The sequence below is a fragment of the Xanthobacter cornucopiae genome (assembly GCF_043195065.2).
Taxonomy (GTDB): Bacteria; Pseudomonadota; Alphaproteobacteria; order Rhizobiales; family Xanthobacteraceae; genus Xanthobacter.
In genome coordinates, this window is sequence record NZ_CM195531.1 from 2,401,339 (window position 1) to 2,427,715 (window position 26,377).

21 protein-coding genes are annotated in these 26,377 nt (G+C 68.2%); 7 read left to right on the forward strand and 14 right to left on the reverse strand.

All coding sequences use genetic code 11. The features are described from left to right. Positions 1-386 precede the first annotated feature (386 nt). Positions 387-1,304 (reverse strand): LysR family transcriptional regulator, encoded by a 918-nt coding sequence (locus V5F53_RS10640; RefSeq protein ID WP_393996408.1) that lies wholly within the window; start codon positions 1,302-1,304, stop codon positions 387-389. 249 nt (positions 1,305-1,553) lie between these two features. On the opposite strand from V5F53_RS10640, the gene V5F53_RS10645 reads away from it, so the two are divergent. Genes V5F53_RS10645 through V5F53_RS10655 form a run of 3 tightly spaced genes read left to right on the forward strand, consistent with a single transcriptional unit; the run spans position 1,554 to position 3,285 of the window. Continuing rightward, on the forward strand, positions 1,554-2,102 hold the full coding sequence (locus V5F53_RS10645; protein WP_393996409.1) for a hypothetical protein: 549 nt from the start codon (positions 1,554-1,556) through the stop codon (positions 2,100-2,102). Beyond that, on the forward strand, positions 2,099-2,731 hold the full coding sequence (locus V5F53_RS10650; RefSeq protein ID WP_393996410.1) for an alcohol dehydrogenase catalytic domain-containing protein: 633 nt from the start codon (positions 2,099-2,101) through the stop codon (positions 2,729-2,731). The genes V5F53_RS10645 and V5F53_RS10650 overlap by 4 nt, the downstream gene beginning before the upstream one ends. Next, positions 2,659-3,285: a zinc-binding dehydrogenase gene (locus V5F53_RS10655; RefSeq protein ID WP_445329442.1), complete on the forward strand. Its 627-nt coding sequence runs from the start codon at positions 2,659-2,661 to the stop codon at positions 3,283-3,285. The genes V5F53_RS10650 and V5F53_RS10655 overlap by 73 nt, the downstream gene beginning before the upstream one ends. Here V5F53_RS10655 and V5F53_RS10660 read toward each other — a convergent pair. Together V5F53_RS10660 and V5F53_RS10665 are read right to left on the reverse strand one after the other, a co-directional pair. Continuing rightward, a complete protein-coding gene (locus V5F53_RS10660; RefSeq protein WP_393996411.1) occupies positions 3,226-8,856 on the reverse strand; it encodes a DUF3320 domain-containing protein in 5,631 nt (1,876 codons plus the stop codon). The two genes, V5F53_RS10655 and V5F53_RS10660, sit on opposite strands and share 60 nt — an antisense overlap. A gap of 1,015 nt (positions 8,857-9,871) precedes the next feature. Then, on the reverse strand, positions 9,872-11,662 hold the full coding sequence (locus V5F53_RS10665) for an NAD-dependent malic enzyme (protein WP_393996412.1): 1,791 nt from the start codon (positions 11,660-11,662) through the stop codon (positions 9,872-9,874). Between the two features lie 504 nt (positions 11,663-12,166). Between V5F53_RS10665 and V5F53_RS10670 the strand changes: the two genes are divergently transcribed. From V5F53_RS10670 to mqo, 4 genes are all read left to right on the forward strand, one after another. Further along, complete coding sequence (locus V5F53_RS10670; protein ID WP_393996413.1) at positions 12,167-13,096, forward strand: LysR family transcriptional regulator; 930 nt, start codon at positions 12,167-12,169, stop codon at positions 13,094-13,096. A gap of 272 nt (positions 13,097-13,368) precedes the next feature. Then, positions 13,369-14,829, forward strand: coding sequence for a class II fumarate hydratase (fumC, locus tag V5F53_RS10675; RefSeq protein WP_393996414.1), 1,461 nt, complete (start codon positions 13,369-13,371; stop codon positions 14,827-14,829). A 37-nt stretch (positions 14,830-14,866) separates the two neighbouring features. Continuing rightward, on the forward strand, positions 14,867-15,244 hold the full coding sequence (locus tag V5F53_RS10680; protein ID WP_393996415.1) for a cupin domain-containing protein: 378 nt from the start codon (positions 14,867-14,869) through the stop codon (positions 15,242-15,244). A 17-nt stretch (positions 15,245-15,261) separates the two neighbouring features. Then, positions 15,262-16,758: a malate dehydrogenase (quinone) gene (gene mqo, locus V5F53_RS10685; RefSeq protein WP_393996416.1), complete on the forward strand. Its 1,497-nt coding sequence runs from the start codon at positions 15,262-15,264 to the stop codon at positions 16,756-16,758. 61 nt (positions 16,759-16,819) lie between these two features. Here mqo and V5F53_RS10690 read toward each other — a convergent pair whose 3' ends face one another. From V5F53_RS10690 to V5F53_RS10740, 11 genes are all read right to left on the reverse strand, one after another. After that, complete coding sequence (locus tag V5F53_RS10690) at positions 16,820-17,359, reverse strand: hypothetical protein (RefSeq protein ID WP_393996417.1); 540 nt, start codon at positions 17,357-17,359, stop codon at positions 16,820-16,822. An 82-nt stretch (positions 17,360-17,441) separates the two neighbouring features. Further along, positions 17,442-17,693: a hypothetical protein gene (locus V5F53_RS10695; protein ID WP_393996418.1), complete on the reverse strand. Its 252-nt coding sequence runs from the start codon at positions 17,691-17,693 to the stop codon at positions 17,442-17,444. Between the two features lie 37 nt (positions 17,694-17,730). Continuing rightward, positions 17,731-18,060 (reverse strand): hypothetical protein, encoded by a 330-nt coding sequence (locus tag V5F53_RS10700; protein ID WP_393996419.1) that lies wholly within the window; start codon positions 18,058-18,060, stop codon positions 17,731-17,733. Positions 18,061-18,097: 37 nt separating this feature from the next. Continuing rightward, a complete protein-coding gene (locus V5F53_RS10705; RefSeq protein WP_393996420.1) occupies positions 18,098-18,439 on the reverse strand; it encodes a hypothetical protein in 342 nt (113 codons plus the stop codon). Between the two features lie 10 nt (positions 18,440-18,449). Beyond that, the gene (locus tag V5F53_RS10710) at positions 18,450-18,845 is read right to left on the reverse strand and encodes a hypothetical protein (protein WP_393996421.1); all 396 of its coding nucleotides are present in this window, start codon (positions 18,843-18,845) and stop codon (positions 18,450-18,452) included. A 26-nt stretch (positions 18,846-18,871) separates the two neighbouring features. Then, complete coding sequence (locus V5F53_RS10715) at positions 18,872-22,081, reverse strand: efflux RND transporter permease subunit (protein WP_393996422.1); 3,210 nt, start codon at positions 22,079-22,081, stop codon at positions 18,872-18,874. Next, a complete protein-coding gene (locus V5F53_RS10720; protein ID WP_393996423.1) occupies positions 22,078-22,461 on the reverse strand; it encodes a P-II family nitrogen regulator in 384 nt (127 codons plus the stop codon). The genes V5F53_RS10715 and V5F53_RS10720 overlap by 4 nt, the downstream gene beginning before the upstream one ends. Further along, positions 22,451-23,440 carry a divalent metal ion exporter adaptor subunit IhpB gene (gene ihpB / locus V5F53_RS10725; protein WP_393996424.1) on the reverse strand — a complete coding sequence of 330 codons (990 nt, stop codon included), beginning with the start codon at positions 23,438-23,440 and terminating at the stop codon, positions 22,451-22,453. The genes V5F53_RS10720 and ihpB overlap by 11 nt, the downstream gene beginning before the upstream one ends. Beyond that, positions 23,437-24,708 (reverse strand): TolC family protein, encoded by a 1,272-nt coding sequence (locus V5F53_RS10730; protein ID WP_393996425.1) that lies wholly within the window; start codon positions 24,706-24,708, stop codon positions 23,437-23,439. Before V5F53_RS10730 ends, ihpB begins: the two co-directional genes overlap by 4 nt. 60 nt (positions 24,709-24,768) lie before the next feature. Beyond that, the gene (locus V5F53_RS10735) at positions 24,769-25,200 is read right to left on the reverse strand and encodes a hypothetical protein (RefSeq protein WP_393996426.1); all 432 of its coding nucleotides are present in this window, start codon (positions 25,198-25,200) and stop codon (positions 24,769-24,771) included. A 73-nt stretch (positions 25,201-25,273) separates the two neighbouring features. Then, positions 25,274-26,164, reverse strand: coding sequence for an alpha/beta fold hydrolase (locus V5F53_RS10740; RefSeq protein ID WP_393996427.1), 891 nt, complete (start codon positions 26,162-26,164; stop codon positions 25,274-25,276). Positions 26,165-26,377: the final 213 nt, after the last annotated feature.

Here is a 26,377-nt window from a genome sequence, read left to right on the forward strand (position 1 = left end):
GCCTTTGGTCAAGCCCGCGCGGCGCTTGAGCGGACCCACTTGGCACCGGTCGAAGACCGGGGCCGATGGTAGAAGATTGGCGCAGGCGGCCAAGAAGAGGTGTTCAAGAACCGCGAGGGCCTGCCGCAAGCTGCGGCAGGCCCTTTGCGTTGCGGTCGGCTCGTGTGCATTGCTCACCCCGACGCGACGGCGGTGACGCAGGACAGACAACTGGCCGAGACAGACATCCGGCCGACAGGGCACGCTGACGCAGAGCCGCCGCGCGCCCGCCCCGTGTGGCGCCCCCTGCCTGCCCGGCGCGGCGGACCAGAGCCGCAGCCGAGGGAGCGCCCGGCCGATCAGACGCCCGGGGGCGCCCCGGCGGTAACGCTCATTTCAAACACCGATCACGGCTCCCAGACGGGGGGAGTCCCGATGGATGCCCGCAGGGCCTCAGTGAAGACTCTAACCTTTGCGCTCGGCTGCGGCAGGGCGCGCAGGAGGTAGATGCCGGCCGGCGCCTCGTTCCAGGTCTCGCCGGCGAGCGGCAACCGCACCAGCCGCCCGGCCCTGACATCGGGGCCAACCACCCAGCTCGACAGGAACGCCACCCCCAGGCCGGCCTCGGCCGCCGCGCGCAGGGCCTCGAAATCATCCGAACGAAACGTCACCGTGCCGTTCCCGCCATGGCCGGCCGGACAACCGAGCACATCGCGCCAGCCGAGAAGATCGGCGCCATGCAGCTTGTCCAGCAGGCGATGCGATGACAGATCGACCACGCTGTCGGGCGCGCGCACCCTGGCCAGATAGGCCGGGCTCGCCACCAACAACCGCGTCAGGGGCGCAAGCTTCGTCGCGATCAGCGTGCTGTCGACCAGCGTCCCCATGCGGATGACGACGTCGAGACGCTCGATCACCGGGTCGGCCAGACGCTCCGTCAGGTCGAGTTCCACGTGCAGGGCCGAATGCGCGGCCTGCAACGCCGCGACCACCGGCAGCACATAGCGCTTGCCGAAGGTCGGCAGGCAGGCGATCCGCAGCGTGCCCGACATCGAACCGTCGAAGGCGGCGACCTCCGCGTGGGTGTCGGCCAGTTCTTCGAGATGCCGCAGCGCTCTTTCATGCAGCCGCTGACCGGCATCGGTGAGTGTGAGCGCACGCGTCGAGCGCACGAGCAGGGCAACGCCGAGGTCCTCCTCCAGCGCGTCGATCTGGCGCACGATCGCCGAGGGCGTGACCGCGCGTCGACGGGCCGCGCCGGAAAAGCTCCCCGCCCGCACGACGTCCACAAAGGTGCCGAGGAATTCGGCGAAATGGGGTCTCATCTTTGCGATCCAGGCAAAGCCGTTTCCAGGAGGCTCCGGCTTATCGCCGATCGCAGCCCCACGCATAGTCGCGCCATTCACACCGCGGCGACACGGCATCGCCGGACCACGATGGGCCGGGCGGAGCGAGGCAGCCCGAAGGGGCTGCGCGTACCACAGCTGAGTGCCGTTCCTCAACACATCGCCGCTCCGCTGCCGGCAGGGCGATCCCCCGTGTCCGACACACGCGTTTATTCATGAGGCAATGCCATGAAAATCCTGACCGACAAGCTCCTCTCGCAATCCGCTTATACCGCGGAGATCGACGTGCCACTGGAAACGGTCGACATCGCCGACTGGCTGTTCAACCTCCCGGAGGCGGAATATCTGCGCTGCTGCCCGCCCGACCATATCGGCTCCGGCGTGACGACAACGGATGACGGCCGCCGCATGGTCATCAATGTCGAGATGATCGGCACCGGGCTGGTCATCCAGCACTATGTCGCCGAGGAGGCCACCCCCAGCTACTGCCGGATGAAGTCCATTTCCGACGTGTTCACGGCGGTCGGGCGGACCCAGGTCAACGTGATCTGGGAATTGATCGCCGAGGCCATCGAAGGCGGACGCACCCGCTACACCAACCGCGTCACCTCCCACCCCACCGACGTGTTCATGGAGTTCCTCGCCGCCCACGGCCAGACCTTCGCGCAGGCCGCAGCGGCCCGGCAGGAGGCCGGCGGCGACCACAACCGCCGCGAGACTCCCCTCTTTGCCGCCAGCATCGCCCGCCGCGCGGTCGCCAGGGCGGCCTTGAAATGAAGGCGAGCCTGTACGACACCTTCGGCGCGGCGGACGTCCTCCGCCTTGCCAAGGCGCCGATACCGGAACCGCGCGCCGGTGATCTGCTGGTCAAGATGCACGCGGCCGGCGTCAACCGCGCCGATCTGCTGCGGCGACAGGGCTATTACGGCCGTCAAAGCTATGGCGACGGCACCCTGCTCGGGCCGGACGTCGCCGGCGAGATCGTGGCTGTCGGCAACGCGGTCACCGATGTCCGGCCGGGGGAGCGGGTGATGGCCGTCGTCGGCGGCGGTGGCTATGCCGCGTTTGCCCGTGTCGACCGCGGCATGGCGGTGCGCATTCCCGACACCCTCGACGCGATCGGCGCGGCGGCGGGGATGGACGCCTTTGTCACCGCATGGGAAGCCGTCGTGCATCTGGGCGGGGCGGCCAGCGGCGGGGCGGAGCTGGTCCACGTGGCGGCCGGCGGTGTGGACTCCGCCGGCGTCGAGATCGCCCACGCCCTCCGGACACGCGTCTTCGCGACGGCAAGTCTGCGTGGCGCCCCAATGTTCTCGCCCTCGCCGCGCCGGCCGTGTTCGACTATCGCACCGAAGATTTCGCGCAGAGCGTGCGTGAGGCCACCGGCGGGCGCGAAGTCGATGTGATCGTCGACTTCGTCGGCGCGGACTATCTCGCGCGCACCCTGCGCAGCCTCGCTCCCGGCGGGCGCCTCGTCCAGGTCGGCCTATTGGGCGGGCAGGACGAGGCCAGCGTTCCACTTTCGCTCGTGCTGCATGACCACCTGCGCCTCATCGGCACGGTGATGAAATCGCGGGCCGCGCAAGAGAAGCGCGTCATGGTCCGGCGCTTCGCGGAAGGCGCGCTGCCGATGTTCGCCGATGGCCGGCTGAAGCACTGGTCGGCGCGGTGTTCCCGCGCGCGCAAGCGGCCGAGGCGCATCGCCGGATGGAGACCGGCGGCCGATTCGGGAAGATCGTGCTCGATGTGGCCCAGTGAGGCGGCCGTGGCACGGCCCTTCGCCCGCGCCCTGGGCATTTATGCCGGATCACGCCAGCCTTCGCGCCATATCGCGCGCGGAGCTTGGCGCGGCGGCGGGACCCGGCCGCTGCGCCAAAGCCTTCTTGAACGCGGGGCCGGCTTATTCCGGGGACGGGGCCTGAAGCAGGACTCCGGCCTGCGTCATCAATCCACCCGCTGAAACGATCTCGTCCACCTGTGCCTGGATCACGGAGCGAACCGCCGCACTTGTCGATCTGATGCCGAACATCCGGGAAACAGCCTGGACCAGTTGATCGGGAGTGGCACCGAAATTGGTGCGCACGACCTCGAGGATGGCCTCGCGGATCTCGCTGGGCGGGAGCATCTCCGCCCGGCGCAAGGTGGAGGAGCGGGCCAGGCTTCGGTCCCGGACACGAACAGGTGCGCCGGGAACCGAAAGGAAATCAGCGGATCGCTCGATCCGTCGCGTCTCGACGGCAACGGCGACCGCCGCCTCCACGGCCTGCCGAATGCGGGGGCCGCTGCGTTTCAGGCCCCAGGAGTCGCGAACGCGATCGACAACCTCATTGAGATGGACCGGCCCCTCCACCCGCGCGACCTCTTCGACCAGAGCGACGAGAACGCCTGTTGGCGTTTCATGGAGTTCGCCTGTCCGATCCACGGGCGGGTTCAGGACCGCCTCGACATAGAGACGCTCGCTGACGGTCTCTTCTTCGCCGGAAGGGACGAGACCGATCTGCGTCGCGTCCGCGCGCTCGATGGTGACGATTTCCAAGGGCACGGCCCGCGCCGCCCGGCGGCTGGCTCCCGCGTCATGGTCCGCCTTGGCGGTTTCGATCCGATCTATGAGGAGCGCCAGTTGCTCCGCGGGACGCTGGAACCAATCCGTGCTCCAGACACGCTGGATGGCCCAGCCATGACTTTCGAGAACCGATTGGCGCAACCTGTCACGCTCCCGGGCAGAGCGCGCGCCGTGGTAGGAGGCGCCGTCGCACTCGATCCCCAGCAGGTAGCACCCCGGCCGTTCGGCATCGGCGACGGCAAGGTCGATGAAGAAACCCGCAAGCCCGACCTGCCGGTGAACCTGGTAGCCACGGTCTTGCAAGGCTTTGGCGACCTGTTCCTCGAACACGCTGTCATGCTCCCGGCCGGTGCTCTCGGCCATGGTCAGGCGGCCGGTGCGGGCGAAGTGCAGGAACAGGCGGAAGGCGAACACACCCTTGCGGGTCTGGGCGAAATCCGGATCGATGTCCTCGTCGGTCATCGACGAGAAGACCTCGCATCTCTGCTTGGCGCGGGAGATGAGCACGTTGAGGCGCCGCTCTCCACCTGCGGAGCCAAGCGGCCCGAAACGCATGGGCGGTCGGGCACCCGGGGTCGTGGGTCCGTAGCCAACGGAGATGAAGATCACATCGCGCTCGTCGCCCTGAACGTTCTCCAGGTTCTTGACGAAAAAGGGCTCCGCGGGATGCTGCTGAAAGAAGGCTTCCGTTTCGGGCGGCAGGCTGCGCCGCAACAGCTCCAGCTGGTCGAGGATCGCACGGCTCTGCGCCGCGGAGAAGGCAGCAACCCCGAGCGACAACTCGGGATAATGACGTGCATGGTCGATAATCGCACGCGCCACGATCCTGGCCTCGACCTGATTGGTCCGCGTGCCGCCGGCATCGAACAAGCCGTCGGGAATGTGGTGGAAGCGCAGTCCCATGCCCGCCTCCGCGGTGTAGGGGCTGGGAACGATGAACAGCTTGCTTTCATAGAACTGGCGATTGCTGACGGCGATGAGCGATTGATGCCGGCTCCGGTAGTGCCAGCGCAGCATCCGCGTCGGCAGCCCCCTTGCGGTGAACAGGCCGAGAATGCTTTCGATGTCCGTGACGCGACCTTGGCCGTCCTCCTCCTCGTCGTCGGTGTTGCCTGTCATCTTCGCGAAGAAGGCCGTGGGGGGCAGCTGCTTGGGATCGCCGACAACCACGACCTGATTCGCGCGCGCGATGGCGCCAAGCGCATCCACGGGCTGGATCTGGCTCGCTTCGTCCATGACCAGCAGATCGAAGTCGAAGACGCCCGGGGTAAGGAACTGTGCCACCGACAACGGGCTCATCATGAGGACGGGCTTGATCGCCTGCACCGCGGGACCCGCGCGTTCCATGAGCTTGCGGATCGGCATGTGGCCGCGCTTCTTCTGCATCTCCGAGCGCAGCACGCCGAGCGGGCCGACCGCGCCCCCGTCCCGCGAGGGGACACGACCATGGTGGGCCTGCACGACCTCCGCGCTCGCAAGGGCAATCCGTTGCCGGTCGAGATCGGCGAATTCGCGCGCGAGACGCCCATGCAGCGTTCCGTCGAACCGACCGAGATCCGGGTTGAGCCGGACCTGATCCGAATGAACGGCCTCGTAATAGGCCATCGCGAAAGCCGGCATCACCTCGCCGGGTTTCAGCCGGCCATCTTCCAGCCTGTCGACCACATCCCGGCAGCCAAGCCGGCAGCCGCGATCCGCGCGATCACGGTAGGCCACCCATTTGGAGAGCTGCTCGCCGGTCCTTGCCCAGTCGCTCAGGCGCGCGCCCAGACGAGCGATCGGGATGGCACCCATGTCCTGAATGCCAAAGCCCTGCGCAACATCGAAGCGCAGGTCGGACAGAAGGTGTCCAATGTCGCCCGCCAGTTCGGCACGGCTCTTCCCGATCCTGGACGCCTGATCCGCGAGAGCGGGACGCTCCGCGATCCGGCTCGCGAGCAGGCGGATGTCTGCGTTGGCGTCGATCCATTGGGCGGCACGCTGCAGGGCACCCCAATCGCTGTTCTGCCCCTGCCATGCGCGATCGAAGGCGCGCGCGCCCAGCGCATCCGCGTCTTGCAGCGCCCGGGCACAGGCTTGTCCCTCGATCAGCGTGTCGAACGACGCGATGCGCTCGCTCAACGACGCTGGCCTGGTGATCGCGATGGCCGCCGTGACCTGATCGGCGCGATGGAAATGGGAAACCGACGCGAACAAGACGCCCAGCTCCGCTCTTTCAGAGGACAGGGCGTCCCCGAACAGGAGATTCGGGCTTGGCAGCTCGTTCCAGAGCAGCTCGATGAGCGGGATCAGTTCAGCCAGAAGCCTCTCGGTGCGCTGAACACGGGAGGCGATCAGCACCGGATCGGGCTGTCGTGCGGCAACGACACGCGGTTCGGCGCCGAGCCCCGTCAGCGTGCGCATCCAGTCGACAAGGGCCAAAAGCGGGGCCGATGCCGAGCGATCCCCGCGCCATGCGGAGGCGAAAGCACGTCGCCCCAAATCGTCTTCAGTCGCGATCATCCGCGCGGCAGACTGGCCACGCGCCAACGCATCAAGCTGTTTCAGGGTGTCCGCCAGAGGCTGATCGGGGGTCGACAGCAGGGAGCGAACGAGGCGGTTGGCGCGGCGCCATGCGCCGCTGAGGAGCCTGAAGACGCTCTCCCCATGGGCCGCAAGGGTGGTTCGGGCTTCAGACAGATCGGTCGCCCAGGCCGCGTCCAACAGGCTTGCGCCCACATCGACACGGGCTTGCTCCAGCGCGCGGACGGCCCCGGCCAGATCGGCGATGGGGTCGATGGGGTCGTTCCAGGCTTCGGCGGCAAACGCCTCGGCTGGCGCCTGCGGCGCAACCGCGACGCGCTCGCCAACCTTTGCCAGGCGTTGGACGTCCGCCAGCGTGAGCGGGAGAGGACGTCCCATGGCGTCAGCCAGGGCGTCGGCTGCCTCCTTCAGGCGGGGCAGGCCGTCCACGAGACGTGCCAGACGCGCGAAGGCCTCTGACGCAAACGATGCGGGCAGGCGCGCCAGCGTGTTCCTGTCCGCCTGTAGATCCGTCGTCCATGCGACCTCGGTGAATGCGCTGCCAAGGTCCGCCCGCAGCTGCCCATGGCGCTCGCCGCTGGCCAGCAGGGACGCGATCGCCTCGCGTTCCGCGATCCAGGTGGTGGAGGCAAGCGCCTGGGGTGTCAGATCAGGGGCGTCGGCGATCCGCCGCGCCAGATCCAGCGAGGCGGAGACCGCATCGAAGGTCGGCGCCTTTTCCAGTTCCAGCCGCTGCGACAGGGCACCCAGATCCGCATCGAACGCCGCCAACCGGTCACCGAGCGCGGCACACCGCGCCGCCAGCCGCTCCACCTCCATGGGAGAGACCGTGACGAGACCGACGCCATTCCAGACGTGGTCCGACGGTGTGCCGATGACATCGACGCGTTCAACCAGCTCCGACAAGACCGCATGCCGTTCGCGGAACTCGTCGCGTGTCCAGTTCTCGGGATTTTCCAGCGTGATGTCGTTGGGCGCCTCATCAGCGAGCCTGAGACGAACGAGCTGTCCGATGACCTGATAGGGGGTGAGGCCCGCCCTGGGATGCGCTCCGTGCAGCCGCGCGGCATGGGCATTCAGTCGGTCGCGCGCCTCGGTGAGGCGGGCGTAGAGCGATCCGGCATTGGGCACGCGCGGAACGCCGAGCTCCCAGGTTCGGCGGATCTCGTCGAGCAGGGCGCGCTTATTGGCCTTGTTGCTGTGCAACTCCAGGCAGGCGGCGCCGACGCCGGTGGCGTCGAGCCGCCGCTTCACCACCTCCAGGGCCGCCATTTTCTCAGCGACGAAGAGCACGGTCTTGCCATCTGCAACGGCGGAGGCGATCACATTGGCAATGGTCTGGCTCTTGCCGGTCCCGGGCGGGCCCTGGATCACCATGTTGCGGCCACGCCGAACCTCGTGGATGGCGAGGGCCTGGCTGCTGTCGCTGTCGACGATATGAACCATGTCGGCCGGCGAAATGAACGGATCGATGTTGGCGTCCTCGGGGATCATCCCGTCGGCGCCATCGAATCCGTCCGAGAGCAGGCCTTTGATCAGCGGCCGCTCGCTGATCCGTGCATGGACGGGCCAGGTCTGCGGGTCGAGATCGCGATACATCAGGAACTTCGCGAAGGAGAAGAAACCGAGCGCGATCTCATCGTGCTGAACGCTCCAGCCGGTCTTGGCCGCGACCGCCTCCGCGACGCCCTCCATGTAGGAGATGGGGTCGAAAATGTCCGATGCCTCGAAATCCGGCAGGCGAATGCCGTGGACCCGGTCGAGATAGGTCTCCAGCGACAGGTTGGAGGCGAAATCCTCGGGCCGCGCGTACAGCTTGAACTTTTCTCCCGCATTGCCGCGCTGAAGCGAGACCGGCACGAGCAGCAGCGGCGCAAACCGGATGTTTCCGGCGTTTGCAGGGTCAAGCCACTTCAGTGTCCCAAGCGTCAGATACAGGATGTTGACACCCTGCTCCTCCTCCAGGGTGCGGGCATCGAAATAAAGTTCCAGCAGCCGCTTTTGGAGCCCCTTCGGCGTCAGGCGCGTCTGAAGCCGGGTGTCTGCATGTCGGCTGAAAACGCCACGTTCGTCAGCGACATCGTCTTCGGGTTGCGCGAGATCGGTGATCTCGTCGGCCTGCGCACCTGCGCCCTCGTCCTCAGATCGAGCCGACTTTCCAGCGACGAATGTAAAGACTTTGTTCTCACGGACAAGAAGCCGAAAAATCTCGGCGCTTTTCTCGTCGACGATCTCGATGGAGCGTGCGCTCTTTGCGGAACGCGGCATGTTGAGGAGTCGGTTGCGGGCTGAAAGGTCGAGCAGCTCCATTCGTGCCCGATCGAGCTTCTCGGCAATCGGCAACTGGCCCTGAAATACGCCCTCGTCCCCGCCCTCGTCCCCGCCCTCGTCCCCGCCCTCGTCCCCGCCCTCGTCCCCTGGCTCGACCGACGAATCGACTGACATGCACGCCCCCATTGCATGCAGAATTTGTATGAACCTAAAGTGAGGCGATCAAGGGCAATCGCAGTCGGCCCCGGGCCACCACGGCGCCCCTCCTCGCGCCGGACGGCACCCGGCCCGCTGCCTCCAATACTTACCACCCCCGATAAATTAATATTTAGTTCCATAATTTTTTGAACTAAAATACAAAATAAAATATTATATATAAATATAAAACCATTGAACGCAAAACTCATCAGTTTTTTGGAACACCGGGAATCCCGCACGACCGGCTCATTTCGCGACCGAAGACATCGAACGTCCGCAGCGGTAATCACTCACTCACAGAAGAGCGAGAATGGACTGGTCCAAGGTCGGGCTCATCAACCGATCGCCCCTTGGCCGGTGACGAGCACGACGCCAGAGGACGTGATCCGGCCCGGTGCCCCGGCAGCCCGATCGCGCGGGGTGAGCCTCACTCCCTCGGTCCGCCAGCGGCTCCTCGTCCGGCATAAGGCGGATGCCTGTCGAAGGCCAAAGCGCGCATGCTGCCGGCCATCCCCCTTCGCACCGCGCCCAACCGGGCCGCCGTCGGCCTCGCGTGGGGCCGCGCCCCGGACGCGGCCTCCCGCAGGCCCGCCAACCGGTCGAGGGAACCGTCCGAAGGGTCACCGCCGACCGCGAGCCAACGCCGAGCCGAAGACGGCACCCGTTCCAGGCTCCGAAGCGCGGCGGGGCCCGTGTGCACCATCCTGCCGTGCCCGCCGCCGCGCCACCGGCCATGCGCACCAAGGCGGGCGCGACGATCAAGGCCATGATGCGAGGTGCCCTCGTGCCTGCGCTCATCCTTGGCCGCACTGTTGGGCCGCATTGTTGGGCCGCACTGTTGGTCGCCCCCTTGGCCACATGCAACCGGCGTCGCCGCGGCGTCGCCAGCGCGCACTGCCCGTCGCGGCCTCCCGGGCACCGAAACGACACCGGCGCCGGCCCGTCGTATCGGTGCGCGTTTGCCGCGCACCGATACCTGCCCCCCGGGACGCTACACCGCGTCCACCGGGCAATAGAGCGGCCACCATTGCGCGGCGCGCACGGCCTCGACCACGTCTTCCGGCTTCTCCCGCGACAGGCCCTGCGCGATGGCGGTGCGCGCGACCTCGATGGCAACCACGCTGGAGGTGATGCGCAGGTCGGCGTTCGAGGGCAGGAGCGAGGCGCCCGGCGCCGGTTCCGGGGCCTGGCCGGCCACCGCCCGCGCGGCGGCGAAGACCATCTCGTCGGACACCCTGGTGGCGCGCGACACGATGACCCCGAAGCCGAGCCCGGGATAGAGCGCGGCATTGTTGGCCTGGCCGATCCGATGGGTCACGCCGTCCAGCACCACATCGTCGAACGGCGCGCCGGTGGCGACGAAGGCCTTGCCTGCGGTCCAGGTGAGGATCTGGGTCGGCGTGGCCTCGTGCAGCACGGTCGGGTTGGAGAGCGGGAACACGATCGGGTGCTCCACATGCGCCGCCATGGTGCGCACGATGTTCTCGGTGAACTGCTGGGGCGTGGTGGAGGTGCCGATGAGAATGGTGGGCTTCACGGCGGCCACCACCGTCGCGAGATCGATGAGGCCGCCCTTCGCCGCCGCGGCGGCGCGCAAGGCCGACATTTCGGGCCAGCGGGTCTCGGCCGCGGGAATCGGCTCGCAGCCGGTGCGGGCGAGGCCGGCCACCTCCGCCTCCGGGCGCGCATAGGGTCGCTGGAAGTCGAGCAGGCCGTCCGCCATGCCCTGCGTGAGCAGGCCCGGCAGGTCCACCAGCCACACCCGCCGGATGGCCTCCTCCTGCGGCACGTCGTGACGCACCATCAGGTCACGGATCTGGTCGGCGATGCCGACGCCCGCCGTGCCGGCACCGAACACCACCACGCGCTGTTCGCTCCAGGGCGTGCCGGTGCGGGCGACCGCGTTGAGCAGGCCGGCGATGACGATCGAGCCGGTGCCCTGCATGTCGTCGTTGAAGGTGGCGACCTTGTCCCGGTAGCGGCCGAGAATGCGGCGGGCGTTGGTGGAGCCGAAATCCTCCCAGTGCAGCATCGCCTTGGGGAACAGCTTCTTCACCGCGCTCACATAGGCCTCGATGAAGTCGTCATAGGCCGGGCCGCGCACGCGGGCATGGCGATAGCCGACATAGCGGGGGTCGTTGAGCAGCTTCTCATTGTTGGTGCCCACGTCGAGCACCACCGGGATGACGCGGTGCGGATCGACGCCGGCGGCGGCGGTGTAGACGGCAAGCTTGCCGATGGAAATATCGATGCCATTGGAGCCCCAGTCGCCGATGCCGAGAATCTCCTCGGCATCGCTGGCCACCAGCAGGTCGATGTCGTCGGCGCCGGCCCCGAACGCGGCCAGCTTCGCCTCGACGCCGTGCGGATCGTCGATGCTCAGGAAGACGCCGCGGGGGCGGGTCATCACCTCGCTATAGGCCTCGATCGCCTCGCCGACCACGGGGTCGTAGACCACCGGCAGCATTTCCAGCATATGGCGCTGCAGCAGCGCATAGAACAGCGTGACGTTGTTGTCGTGCAGGCGCCACATGTAGATATGCTTCGCCAGGTCGGTCGGGGCGGCATGGTAGGCCCGGTAGGCGACATCGAGCTGGGGCTCGAGCTCGGTGGTCACCAGCGGCGGCAACAGGCCCTCCAGGCCCAGCGCCCGGCGCTCCGCCGGGGAAAAGGCGGTGCCCTTGTTGAGCGCCGGGTCGCGCAGCACATCATAGCCTCGCGCGGGGGTGGCGAGGCGACGGATGCCGCCATCGACAATAACCTTGGCTTGTCTGCTGAACATGGGTTCTCCCTTTGCGAAGTGGCGCGCGGTGAACGTGAAATCCCATTGCTGCGCCGCGCGGGCGCACGGCTTGCGGGCGGCGACGGCACGAGCCATCGCGATCGGATGCGCCTCCCCTGCTGCCGCGCGCCGCCCGGGCGCAGGACGGCGCACGCCGTCCGCTCCGACGTGAGACGCCGCGAAAGACTTGCCATCGCCTCGACGCCGATTTGGCGCACAGAAAACGACATGCCAACCGGAGAAAATCACTTATACCGGAATATCAATCGAACAACACATCGCGGTAAATATCGAATCCCAACCTTGCGAAACAAAAACAGCTACGTCGATATATGAAAGCACCGTCGCAATGTCGATATATTTTCAGATTTTTTATTTATTTCATTTGAACGAGGAATTTATATCTAAACTCAATAAATGAGATCAAGACAGCATGTTGCTGGCGCGTCATCGAAAGCGTGCTATCAATATTCACATCGAAGGGACGGGCAGCACGGACAGGGCATGGCTGGGCAAGACGGACTGATCGACACGGACGAACTCAGGGCATTTGATGCGGTGGCGACGAGCCGCAGTTTCAGCCGGGCGGCAGCGACGCTCGGCTGTTCCCAATCGGCCATCAGCCAGCGCATCGCACGGCTGGAGAAGCGCATCGGGCGGCGGATCATCCGGCGCACGACGCGCCGGGTCGAGCTGACCGCCGATGGCGAGGCCATGCTGATCTACGCCCGCTCCATCCTCGCGCTGACCGAGGATGCGCGCCAGGTGTTGGCCCGGCCTGCCCTGCAGGGCCTGTTGAAGGTTGGCATCGAGGACGAGTTCGCCACCACCCGCCTGCCCCTGGCACTGAGCATCTTCCGCCAGGAATTCCCGAACTTCGGCATGAAATTCGTCACCGGCCGCAACGAGCACCTGCATGATGCCCTGCGCGCCGAGGAAGTGGACCTGATCCTGGGCAAAGGCCACCAGGACGACCGGGGGGACGTGCTCTGGCATGAGCACCTGGCATGGGTCGGCCATCCGGGCACGCAGGTCGCGCCCGGCGCACCGCTGAAGCTCATCACCTACACCGCCCCCAGCATCACGCGGGCCATCGTCGAGACCGCGCTGACCGCGGCCCGCCGCGACTGGACCATTGTGGTGGAGGGCAGCAATCTGCTTGGCCTGCTGGCGGCGGCGGAAGCCGGGCTCGGTGTCATGGCCATCGGCCGCAGCTTCAGGACACCGGGCATCGCCGCGCTGGCCGCCGACGCGGGCCTGCCCTCGCTGGGCACGCTGAGCTATGTGCTGGAGGGCCATTCGGGACCGGCCGGCGCGGCCGGCGACGCCTTCTGCGCGGTGTTGCGCAGCGCCGCGCAGCAAGTTGCCCGGCCCGAGGTGGCCAGCCCGGAGGTGGCCCGCCCCGCGCCGCCGCCCGCGGCCACGGACACCTGAACCGACCCGAATTCGACATGGCCGCGCCCCGCGCAGATGTCATGATGCCCGCGAACCGCAGCCCCCTGATCGAGCCCCCCGATGCGCGGACCGCACGCCGAAACCTCATGCGGCCATCGACCCGCCCCCCGGCACCATATGCCACACGCCGGAGCCCGCGCGCGGTTGTGTGCCGGGACCTGGAAATCAATAGTCTCGGCCCCGTTCGGCAGCATCAGGCGGCCGGGACCGGCACAGACCCACCCACGTTCACTCTGCTCGGAGTTCTGACCATGCCCGCGCTCCCCGACGACACCAAGACCCTGCTCGACCTGCCGATCGGTATTGATGCGACCGGCGTGCGGCGCGAATTCGATTCCATGGGCGACGTCGAGGTTCCCGCCGACCGCTACTGGGGCGCGCAGACCGAACGGTCGCTGCACCATTTCAACATCGGCGACGACCGGATGCCGAAGCCGGTGTACCACGCCTATGGCTACGTCAAGAAGGCCTGCGCCATCGTCAATGCCGCGGCCGGGCGCCTGCCGGACGAGAAGCGCGACGCCATCATCCGCGCCGCGAACGAGGCGATCGCCGGCCGGCTGGACGACCATTTCCCGCTCTACGTCTGGCAGACCGGCTCGGGCACGCAGTCCAACATGAACGTCAACGAGGTGCTGTCGAACCGGGCGATCCAGCTGCTGGGCGGGGTGCTGGGCTCCCAGCACCCGGTCGGCCCCAACGACGACGTCAACATGGGCCAGTCGTCCAACGACACCTTCCCCACCGCCATGCACATCGCCTCGGTGTTCGCCATCGACGACCTGCTGGTGCCGGAAGTTACCCGGCTCGCCGCCACCATCGAGCAGAAGGCGGACGGGTGGATGGACGTGGTCAAGATCGGCCGCACCCATCTGGAAGACGCGGTGCCCCTGACCGTCGGCCAGGAATGGTACGGCTGGGCGGGGCAGATCCGCGCCGCCATCGCCGACATCGAGGCGAGCCGCGCCGGCCTCTACCAGCTTGCGGTCGGCGGCACGGCGGTGGGCACCGGCCTCAACGCGCCGAAGGGCTTCGCGCAGGATGTCGCCACCAAGATCGCCGAGCTGACCGGACGCCCGTTCGTCACCGCGCCGAACAAGTTTGCCGCGCAAGGCTCCCTCGACGCCATGGTTCGCGCCCATGCCGCGCTGCGCGGGCTCGCCGTGGCGCTGATGAAGGTGGCCAACGACATGCGCTGGCTGGCCTCCGGCCCGCGCTGCGGCTTCGCCGAACTGCTGCTGCCCTCGAACGAGCCCGGCTCCTCCATCATGCCGGGCAAGGTCAACCCCACGCAGTGCGAAGCCATGGTCATGATCGCCATCCAGGTCATGGGCAACGACACCGCGGTGTCGGTGGCCGGCAGCCAGGGCAATTTCGAGCTCAACGCCATGCGGCCGGTCATCATCAACAACTTCCTGCATTCGGCGCGCATCCTCGCCGACGGCTGCGCCCGGTTCCGGGAATTCTCCGTCGAGGGAACGCAGCTGAACCGCAAGAAGATCGAGGACTATGTGAACGGCTCCGTGATGCTGGTGACCGCGTTGTCGCCGGTCATCGGCTATCAGAACGCCGCGCACATCGCCGAGAAGGCGATCGCCGACGGCACCACGCTGCGCGAGGCGGCGCTGGCCTCCGGCAAGGTGGACGCGGAGCTGTTCGACAAGACCATCCGGCCGCTCGACATGGTCGGCAGCGGACTGGCGGGCGCGTGAAGCAAGGGGGGGACATACGATGATCAGGTGCGTCAGGATGTGGACCGGAGCCGACGGCAACTCCCTGTTCGAGGAGGGCACCATCGCCCTCGCCGAGGGTGAGCGCGGCGATTTCATCGGCAAGGCCGCGGCGGCGAAGAGCATCTCCTTCCGCGAGACCGCAAGCGGCGGCTCTTTCGCGTGGCACCAGGACCCCGAGCCGCGCTACGTCATCACCCTGTCGGGAACCCTGGAGTTCGAGACCAAGTCCGGCGCCACCTTCACCCTCCGGCCCGGCGACATTCTCATCGCCCAGGACAATTCCGGCTCCGGCCACAAGTGGCGGCTGATCGGCGACGAGCCCTGGCGCCGGGCCTATGTGGTCTATGAGGAGGGGACCGATCTCGGCTTCGTTCCCCTGGTGGCCAACAGCTGAGCCCGTGGAGGTCCGTCGTGTCGCAGCCGTCCGTTGAAAATCCCGATATCGTCCTCATTGGCGCCGGCATCATGGGGGCCACCCTCGGCACCGTGCTGAAGGAGCTGGAGCCCTCGCTTTCCGTCGTCATGTTCGAGCGCCTGGGCGATTGCGGCCAGGAAAGCTCCAACTCCTGGAACAATGCCGGCACCGGCCATGCCGCCAATTGCGAATTGAACTACACCCCCCAGCGCCCGGATGGCTCGATTGACATCTCCGAGGCGCTGACCGTCAACACCGAATTCGACATCTCGCGCCAGCTCTGGACCCATCTGGTGCGCAAGGGCGCGATCCCCGATCCGCGCGCCTTCATCCATCCCTGCCCGCACATGAGCTTCGTGTGGGGCGAGGAAAACGTGGCCTTCCTCAAGGCCCGCTTCAAGGAGATGTCCGCCCACCACTGCTATCACGGCATGGAGTTCAGCGAGGACCCGGCGCAGATCGCCGAATGGGCGCCGCTGATCATGGAGGACCGCGCGCCGGACCAGAAGGTGGCGGCCACGCGCATCATCACCGGAACCGACGTGGACTATGGCGCGCTCACCCATCTGCTGGTGGCGCAGCTCAGCGCCCAGGCGGGGTTCGAGCTGCATGTCAACCGCCAGGTGGTGGGGCTGGAGCGCGAGGGCGACGGGCGTTGGCGCGTGACGGTGGAAAACCACGCCGACAAGTCGCGCCAGAGCGTCTCGGCCAAGTTCGTCTTCATCGGCGCCGGCGGCGATTCCCTCGACCTGCTGCAGATGTCCAAGATCCCCGAAGGCCGGGGCTATGGCGGCTTCCCGGTGAGCGGCATCTGGCTGCGCTGCGACGTCGATGCGGTGAGCCAGCGCCATCACGCCAAGGTCTACGGCAAGGCTGCCAGCGGCTCCCCGCCCATGTCGGTGCCGCACCTCGACACCCGCATCATCGGCGGCAAGAAATCGCTGCTGTTCGGCCCCTATGCCGGCTTCTCGACCAAGTTCCTGAAGCAGGGCTCGCTGCTGGACCTGTTCGAAGCCATCACCCCGTCCAACATCATTCCGCTGCTGGACGTCGCCAAGAACAACGTCGCCCTGACCGAGTACCTGATCGGCCAGGTGCTGCAGAGCTCCTCCCACCAGTTCTCCATTCTGCAACAGTTCTTCCCCACCGCCGCCCGCGCCGACTGGAAGGAGGCGGTCGCCGGCCAGCGGGTGCAGATCATCAAGCCCTATCCCCACGGCGGCGGCTATCTCGAATTCGGGACCGAGCTGGTGCCGGCGGCGGACAAGTCGCTGGTGGCGCTGCTCGGCGCCTCCCCCGGGGCCTCGACCGCGGCCTTCATCGCCCTGGAAGTGCTCCAGACCTGCTTCGCCGATCGACTGACGGACGAGGGATGGCTGCCGGCGCTGAAGCGCATCATTCCCACCTACGGCATCGACCTGAAAGTCGACGCGGAGGCGTGCGCGCGCACCCGCGCGGACACCGCGCCGGTGTTGAAGATCGACAACATCTGACCCAAGCGCGGCGGCCGGCGCAGGGCCCGGCCGCCGCACCGGCCAGGGCCTGGGGAGACGATCAAAAATCCTTCTCGATCAGCGGCACGGTGCCGTTCATCTGGGTGATGACGAGCTGGAGCTTCGACGTCGCCGTGCGGAAAAACATGCCGCTCTGCTGGCACTTCTTGAAAGCATCCGCGGAGCGTTGCTTCAGGGCCTCCCCGGCCGCCTGGCCGATGGGGCTCATTTCGAGCCAGGCCCGATCCACATCGACCCCGACCGAGCGGGCGGAGGCATCCGCCGCCTTCAGCACCCTTTGCGCCTCCGCCAGGCTGACGGTGGGCCGGAAGGCGGGCTCGAACTGCTCCTGAGCGGCCTCGGTGCAGGCGCGGATGGCGAAATACATCGTGTAGAGGAACTTCAGGTGACCCGTGGCCTGCGCCCGCAATTCGCCCGGCGGCGCCTGAACGGTCTCCCGCCCGGCCGCCCGGGCCGTGTCCGCGGCCGCGCCCCCCGCCAGCAGTGCGACGAGCAGGGCGCGACCGAGCCACTGACCCGGCTGGCGCCCCAGGGCGACGGCCGGAACCCGGGTGGAGCGACGGCGCAAAACGATCCTCATGGTCTGATCTCTCCGGAGCTGGACGGGCGGGCGTGAGAAGAGGGGCGGAGCGCCCGCCCCTCCCCTTTTCAGGCCCGCGGCGTCACTGCTGGACGCCCGGGGTCCTCTCCCGGGGCTGGCCCACACCTTGGCCCGCGCCGATGCTGCCAGGGCCCGTCGGCCGCGGGGTCGCACCAGACGGGTCCTCGATCCTGCCGCTTGGATAATTGTCCTTCTGCACATCGGCGAACTCGTGCCGCTCCTGCTCCTCCGCGCTGAGCGTTGGCGCATACGGCTCGGCGGAGGCCATGAACGGCAGGAGGGAGAAGCCGAGAATGAAGATGTAACGCGTCATGATTGAAGCTCGAATGTTGAATGGACTCTGGACTGTTTCAGCTCATCTCAACACGCGGACTTCGTGGCGGGGGGTCCTCCACTTCAGGACCGGCGCCCCAGGCGGTGCGCGCCTCTGGCGGCCACCGCCTGCCCCGCTGGAGCGGCAGGGCCCAGCGGAACAGGCGTGGCGCAGCCAGGTGCGGGCAGCCGTCGCACTCGCAGCGGCTGCGCGCACAGGCGCCATGCCCGGTGCCGCCGTCCTGAGGACCATGGTGCGCGCCATCCACCAGGCTCGCGGCGGCGGCAGGCAGGCTGAAGCCGCCGCCGCCAAGCCCGGCCAGGCACAGGCCGATCGCCAGCAGCAGACGAAGGAGAAGCCTCCTCACGCGGCCGCTCCCCTCGCCTTACAGCACCCGTTGGGCGTCACCGCGCCACACCTTGCGCCGCCGTCGCAGACGGGGTCGCCGCGAGCTGGGTGGACGTCGCCGGCGCATCGGCCGGCAGCGCGGAGCGGCGGCGCGCGGTTGACGCCGTGCCACCCGCCTCCCCCGTCTTCGCCGCCGCGCTGCTGCGCGCGGACCCTTCGTCCGCCGACGCACCGGCGGCGGGATGGGTGACCCCCAGTTGCACATCGCGGAAGGCATGCTTCTGCTTGTCGCGATAGGTGGTCGGCTGCGGATCGAGGGCCAGGGCCGGCGCGGCGGCGCCGAGCGCCAGCAGCGCCACCGCCCCACGGGCCAGGAATGTCATCGCGCTCCTGTTCATCCGTTCCTCCTCAATGAGTCGTGAATTTGGCCTGGCCGGACGTACCGGCAGCCGTCTTGAGCACCAGCGTGACCGCGGTGCCGGCGGCGATGGGCGCGCCCGCCTCGCCGACCAGGGTTTCGCCGGCTGGCTTCAACGCCAGGGTCTGGCGCGCGCCGCCGAGGACCAGCAGCGCCGAGCCGCTGAAGCCGGTGGTGTCCACGCCCTTGCCGGCACCATCCAGCACGTGCACGGTGAGGGTCTTGCCCGACACCTCGATTTCGGCATGGACGCCGGCGATGTCCTCCAGGGCGCCGCCATGGGGGCCCTTCTGCGCGCCGTGGCCATGGCCGCTTTCGGCCGGCGATTGGGCGAGCGCGGGGGTGGCGGCCAGCAGGCATGCCGCGGCAATCAGATGTTTCAACACGGGAAAGTCTCCGTTCTTTTCGGGGCTTAGGGAGCTGGGCTCGCGGTTGCCGCACCCATTGGCGCGGCCGCCTTGGTCTCGCGCCGGAACAGCACGTAGAGCGCCGGCAGCACGAGCAAAGTGAGGATGGTGGATGAGACGATGCCGCCGATGACCACGGTGGCGAGGGGCCTTTGCACTTCCGCGCCCGGCCCGGTGGCGATTGCCATGGGCACGAAGCCGAGGGAGGCCACCAGCGCCGTCATCAGCACCGGCCTAAGGCGGGTCAGGGCGCCTTCGCGCACGGCGGCGACGATCTCCCGCCCGTCCGCCCGCAGCTTCTGGATGAAGGCGATGATGACGAGCCCGTTCAGCACCGCCACGCCCGAGAGCGCGATGAAGCCGATGCCGGCGCTGATGGACAAAGGCAGGTCCCGCAGCAGCAGCGCCGCGATGCCGCCCGTGAGCGCCAGCGGCACGCCGGAGAACACCAGCGCCGCATCCGCCAGCGAGCCGAAGCTCATGAACAGCAGCAGGAAGATGAGCGCGAGCGCGATGGGCACCACGATGGCGAGGCGCTCGGTGGCGGAGACGAGCTGCTCGAACTGCCCGCCCCAGCCGATCCAATAGCCTTCCGGAAGCTTCACCTTCTCCGCCACCTGGCGCTGGGCCTCCGTCACGAACGAACCGAGGTCGCGCTCGCGCACATTGGCGCTCACCACGATGCGGCGCTTGCCGTTCTCCCGGCTGATCTGGTTGGGGCCGGGGGAGATGGAGAGGCTGGCGATGGAGGCGAGCGGCACATAGCGGATCTGGGCATTGGCGCCCGAGGCCCACACCGCGGCGCGCGGCTTGTCCGGGTCCGCTGCCGGCGGGGGCAGGGGCACGGGCAGGGCCCGCAGGGCCTCGATGTCGGTGCGCAGTTCCTCCGGCAGGCGCACCATGATGTCGAAGCGGCGGTCGCCCTCGAACAGCACGCCGGCGGAGCGGCCGCCCACGGCGATCTCGATCAGCTCCTGCACCTCCGCCACGCTCACGCCATAGCGCGCCATGGCCGGGCGATTGAGGGCGACGGTGAGCATGGGCAGGCCGGAGACCTGCTCGCTCTTCACATCGGCCGCGCCGGGAATGGCACGCACCACCGCTTCCACCTGGCCCGCCACCAGCAGCAAGGTGTCGAGATCGTCGCCGAAGATCTTCACGCCCACATCCGAGCGAATGCCCGAGATGAGTTCGTTGAAGCGCAGCTGAATGGGCTGGGACAGCTCATAATTGCTGCCGGCCACGTCCTCGGAGGCCTCCTCGATATCCGCCATCACCTGCGCCTTGCTCTTGCGCGGGTCCGGCCACTCGGCGCGGGGCTTCAGGATGATGTAGCCGTCGGAGATGGAGGGCGGCATGGGGTCGGTGGCCACCTCCGCCGTGCCGGTGCGGGCGAACACCTCCTTCACCTCGGGCACCTGGAGCAGGCGCTTTTCCAACGCCTCCTGCATCTCCACCGATTGGGTGAGGCTGGTGCCGGGCACGCGCAGCGCCTGGATGGCGGCATCCCCCTCGTCGAGGCTGGGGATGAACTCGCCGCCCATGCGCGAGGCCGCAACGCCGGTGGCCAGGATGAGCCCCATCGCCAGGAGCGCCACCACCGCGCGATAGTTGATGGCGGCATCCAGCAGCGGCGTGTAGATGCGCCGCGCCGTGCGCATGATGATGTTCTCGTGTTCGGAGACCTTGCCGGTGACAAGCAGCGCCACCGCCGCCGGAACGAACGTCATGGAGAACACCGCCGCCGCCGCCAGCGCCATCAGCACCGTGACCGCCATGGGCGTGAACATCTTGCCCTCCACCCCGGTCAGGGTGAGCACGGGCAGATACACCACGGCGATGATGAGGGTGCCGAACAGGCTCGGGCGGATGACTTCCTTCGAGCCGGCGAGGATGGTCTGGAACCGTTCCGCGCGCGTCAGCAGCCGGCCGCGCTTGTGCTGCTCCTCCGCCAGCAGGCGCAGGCAGTTTTCCACGATGATGACGGCTCCATCGATGATGATGCCGAAATCGATGGCGCCGAGGCTCATGAGATTGGCGGAAACCTTGTTCTCCACCATGCCCGTGATGGTGAGCATCATGGAGAGAGGGATCACGCAGGCGGTGACGAGCGCGGCCCGGAAATTGCCGAGCAGCACGAACAGCACCACCACCACGAACAGGGCGCCTTCCAGCAGGTTCTTTTCCACCGTGGCGATGGTGGCTTCCACCAGATGGGCGCGGTCATAAACGGCGCGGGCAATCACCCCCTCCGGCAGGGAGCGGGAGATGTCCTCCAGGCGCGCAGCCACCCTCTGGGCCACGGTGCGGCTGTTCTCGCCAATGAGCAGCATGGTGGTGCCCAGCACCACTTCTCCGCCATTGAGCGTCGCCGCGCCGGTGCGCAGCTCGCGGCCCTCGCGCACCTCGCCAATGTCGCCGATGCGGATCGGCGTGCCATCGCGGCTGCCGATGACGATGTCGCGGATTTCGTCCAGGTTCGCCACCTGGCCCGGCGTGCGCACCAGGTATTGCTCGCCATTGCGCTCAATATAGCCGGCGCCCACATTGGCGTTGTTGGCGGCGAGCGCGGTCATCACGTCGCGGAACGAGATGTTGTAGGCCATCAGCCGCGCCGGGTCCGGCAGCACATGGAACTGCCGGGCGAAGCCGCCAATGGTGTTCACCTCCACCACGCCGGGCACGGTGCGCAGCTGCGGCTTGATGATCCAATCCTGGATGGTCCGAAGCTCGGTGGGGGAATAAGGCGTGCCATCCGGCTTCTTCGCGCCGGGCTTGGCCTCCACCGTGTACATGTAGATTTCGCCGAGGCCGGTGGAGATGGGGCCGGGGGCCGTCTCCACCCCTTGGGGAAGCTGGTCCTTGGCCTGTTGGATGCGCTCATTCACCAGCTGGCGGGCGAAATAGATATCGGTGCCATCGGCGAACACCACCGTGACCTGGGACAGGCCATAGCGGGAGAGGGAGCGCGTATATTGCAGCCCCGGCAGGCCGCCCATGGCGGTCTCGATGGGGAAGGTGATGCGCTGCTCCACCTCCAGCGGCGAGAAGCCGGGCGCGGACGTGTTGATCTGCACCTGGACATTGGTGATGTCCGGCACCGCATCGATGGGCAGGCGGGTGAAGTTCCACGCCCCGAACGCGCCCACCAGGAGGCACACCAGAACCACCAGCCAGCGCTGGCGGATGGAGAAGGCGAGAATGGCGTCGATCACCGCACGCCCTCCTCAGTCCCGCTCGGCGCGCCCGCCTCGCGGATGCGGGCGAAGCTCTCCACCGGGGTGATGAACACCACCCCGTCGCCGCGCCGCCCGGTCCAGCCGGCGCGGGCGATGAGGCGCGCGATGGGCCCGGCCTCGCCGGCACGGCAGACGATTTCCAGCCGCAGATGGCGCTGGTAGGCGAGGTCATACTCGCTCGCCTCATAGGCGCCGCCGACGCCACGGCCGCGGCCCTGGCCACGCACTTCGACCAGCGTGAAGCCGGGGAAGTGCGGCAGCTCCTGCAGCGCCCGCACCACCCGCTCCTCGAGCTCGGGATGGATGAGCGCGGTGAGCAGCCGCAGCTCTTCATGCGCGATGGCATCAATGCTCATGGCTGGCGCTCCCCTTGGCGAGCTCGGCCTTCACCACGAACGCATTCTTCGCGGCATAGACGTCGCCCGGCATCAGGCCGAACAGCACTTCGGCCCATTCGGCATCGCGGTCGCCGATCTCCACGTCGCGCGGCTCGAAGGCGTCGCCATTGCGCACGAACACCACCGTGCGCCCGTCGATGGCCTGCAGCGCGCCGGGACGCACGGCGACATCCACCGGCTTTTCGGCCAGGGTGATGGTGCCGCCCGCGAACAGGCCCGGTCGCAGGCGCAGGCCGTCGTTGGGGATCACCACGCGGGCGAGCGCGGTTTGCGTGTCGGCTGCGCCGATGGGCGAGACATACGCCACGGCGCCGGCGATGGGTGCGCCGCCGTCTTCGGGGTCCACCTCCACGGTGTCGCCCACCCGCACCCGCGCGAAATCCCGCCGGTACACGGAGAGGTCCACCCACAGGGTGGAGAGGTCCGCCACCACGAAGGCCGGTTTCTGTTCCGAGGCGTATTCGCCCAGCGCCACCTGGCGGTCCACCACGGTGCCGCCAATGGGGGCCTTCAGGTCGTAGGTGGTGAGGCTCTGGTTGCTCTCGATGACGGCGAGCACGTCGCCCTTGCGCACCGTGTCGCCAATGCGCACGCGGATCTCGCGGATGATGCCGGGAAAGCGCGGCGTCACCTGCACCACGGTTTCCTGGTTGGTCTGGACCAGGCCGTTGAGCCGCAGCTTCTGCCGCAGTTTCTCCGGCCCCGCGGTCTCCAGCCCGATGCCGGCGGTGGAGAGCTTGGCGTCGTTCAATTCCACGCCGCCCTCGCCATGGCTTTCGCCGCCCCCGCCATGGCCCTCTTCAGCCCCCTGCCCCGCTGCGGTGGCCACCGCGCCGGCCCCCGGCGCCGCCGGGCCCTGCAAGGCATAGATGGCACCCGCGCCGGCCACGAGGCCGACCACGAGCATCGCCAGGTCGCGTCGCGCCGTGCGGCTCATTTCGTCTTTCCCTTGCTGAGGTTCACCGGCTGGCCGATCAGGCCCTCGATGGTCGCGAGCGCGGTGTGGAAATTGACCAGGGCGTCGAGCTCCCGCAGCGACGCGTCGGTGAGCGCGGACTGGGCGTCCAGCAGCTCCAGCAGCGTGTAGCGACCCTCCCCATAGCCCCGCTCCACCCCCTCGAAGGCGCTGCGTGCGCCGGGGATGGTGCTGGTGCGCAACAGGCTCACCTCGTCATAGGAGGCCTTCAGCGTGTCATGGGCGCGCCCGAGCTGGGAGATCAGGGCGCCGCGGGCGATGGCCTCCTCCGCCTCCGCCCGGCGCAAGGATTCCTGCGCCTCGTAGATGCCGCCCTCATTGCGGTCGAACACGGGAATCGGCACCGAGAGCGTGACGCGCATGCCGCTGTCGGCGGTCTCGTTATAGTGGCGGTAACCGATGCCCAGGGTCACGTCGGGCACCGCCTTGGCCTGGGCCGCGCGCACTTCCGCGCGCCGCTGCCCCTGCAGGGCCGTGAAGCGGGTGAGCTGGGGGTTGCCCTGCGTCTGCTTGATGAGGCGTGGCAGCGGCGGCGGGCCGCTCACCTTGAAGAAGTTGCCGGTGGCGCGGCTGAACCGGGCCTCGTTCACCCCCATCAGCACGGCGAGATCGCGCCGCGCGGTGCCCAGGGCGGCCCGGGCGCGGTCCAGCTCCACCTTGGCGAAATCGGCGGCGACGCGGGCGCGGGAAATCTCCGCCGGAGAGGAAGCGCCCGCATCCACCCGCGTCTGCAGCAGCGGCGCCAGCCGGGCGATGGCCCCCGCCTGCTGATCGAGAATGGCGACGCGCTGCTGCGCGCCGAGCACCGCGGAGAAGGCGGCGGTGGTTTCCGCCAGCACCTGCAGGCGGATCGCCTCACGCTCCCAGCGCGCGACGGTGACGCCGGCGCCGGCGGCGGCCATGCGCGCCTCGCGCTTGCCGCCGAGCTCCACGAGCTGGCTGATCTGCAGCGTCTGTTCCGCCAGGTCCAGCCCCTGGTAGGAGCCGGAACCCATGGCGTTGTCCACTTCAAGGGACAGGTCCGGGTTCGGAACGGCGGCGGCCTGGGTGGAGCGGCCGGACGCCATGCCGATATCCCGTTCCGCCGCTGTGAGGCGGGGATTGGCGGCAAGCGCACGCGCCAGGGCACTGGTCAAGGACAGGGGACGCGCGGATTCGGCGCGCGTCTGCGACGCCGGCAGCAGCACGAGGGCTGCCACAAGCGCACGCGCGAGGGCACGGGGCGGCATGGTCTGATCCGATGGCTATTGGCAGAACGCCGACGCGGTGCGACGGCGCGCGAACAGGGCTCAGATCAGAGGCAGGGGCGGACGGATTTCGGTGGGAACGGTGCGGCCTGCGGCGATGAGCGGCTCGCCCGCGACACGCACGGCGACCAGATGCTCGAAGCGTGACGCCTCGACCACCGGCAGCACGAACGCCGCGCAGCCATGGCAGCCATGATCGGCGGACGACGTGTCCGCCACCGGCGTGGGCTTGTCACCGCGCTGCGCCGGGTCCATGGCGGATGCCATCACCGAGGCATCGGACACCACCCCGCCGGGATCGGAGAAACCGAGGAGCAGGCTGGAAACAGCCGCTTCCGCTTCGCCGGCATGGCGCGTGTTCAGCACATTGAGGAACGGTCCGGCCACGAGGCTCAGCACGAGCGCCACCACCACGCCCTGGCGCAGCGCCAGGGCCCGGAACGCGGTCATCATGCGGTTCACGACGCGGGACATTTCCTTCAATGGCTCTAAAGTCGCGCGCCTGTCAAGCGCGTGGCGAAGGTGCGCCGCCGGTTGGTCAACGCATTCAGGAGAGGAAGTCCCGCAGGGCGGCGAGCAGGGCGTCCGGGGCCTCCTCCGGCAGGTAATGGCCGCAGGGAAGGCTGCTGCCGCGCACGTCGCGCGCCTTCTCCCGCCACGTCGCCAGGACATCGTAAGTGGCACCCACCACGCCCTTTTCCCCCCACAGCACGAGCACCGGCGCGGCGATCATCGCGTCGGCATCCGCCGCGTCGTGGACGAGGTCGATGCCGGCCGCGGCGCGATAGTCCTCGCACACCGCGTGCAGCGTCTCGTGGGTGTAGCAGCGCCGGTATTCGGCATAGGCGGCGGGGTCGATGGCGCCCGGCGTCCGGTTCTGCTTGTCCATGTGCGCCTGGAGGTAGAAGTCGAGGTTCGCGCCGATCAGGGTCTCCGGCAGCGGCGCCGGCTGGATGAGGAAGAACCACCACATGTAGCGGGTGGCGAATTCTTTCGTGACGTGGGCGTACATCGTGGCGGTGGGCGCGATGTCGAGCAGCGCCGCCTTCGACACCGCCTCGGGATGATCGAGCAGCAGGCGATGCAGCACCCGGGCGCCCCGATCGTGGCCCACCGCGGCGAACCGCGCGAAGCCGAGGGCGCGCATCACCTCCACCTGGTCGCGGGCCATTTCGCGCTTGGAATAAGCCATGTGGTCGGGGCCGCCGTCCGGCTTGCTGCTATCGCCATAGCCCCGCAGGTCGGCGAGCACCACGGTGAAGTCCCGCGCGAGCGCCGGCGCCACTTTGTGCCAGCAGGCCAGGGTCTGCGGATGGCCGTGCAACAGCAGCAGCGGCGGCCCGTCCCCGGCCACCGCGAGGCTGATCTCGGCGCCGGAGGTGCGCACCCGCCGCCGCTGGAAGCCGGGAAGCAGCTTGCCGATGCCCGTGTCGTCCATGGTGGCGCTCGCTCCGGATGAGGCGGCTGGGAAACCCCTGAGAGGTGGCGATCGACGCGGACCGCCAGGGCCCGGCTTCCATCCGCCCCGGCGGAGTTTCACGCCCGCCGCTCCCCCACAAACGCCGTCTCGCGCGGGGGGTCAACCGCGAACGCAAGGCCTGCCCATGGCTTCCCGGCGGCGACAGCCGCGCCCACCCGGCCGCCTCCGCGT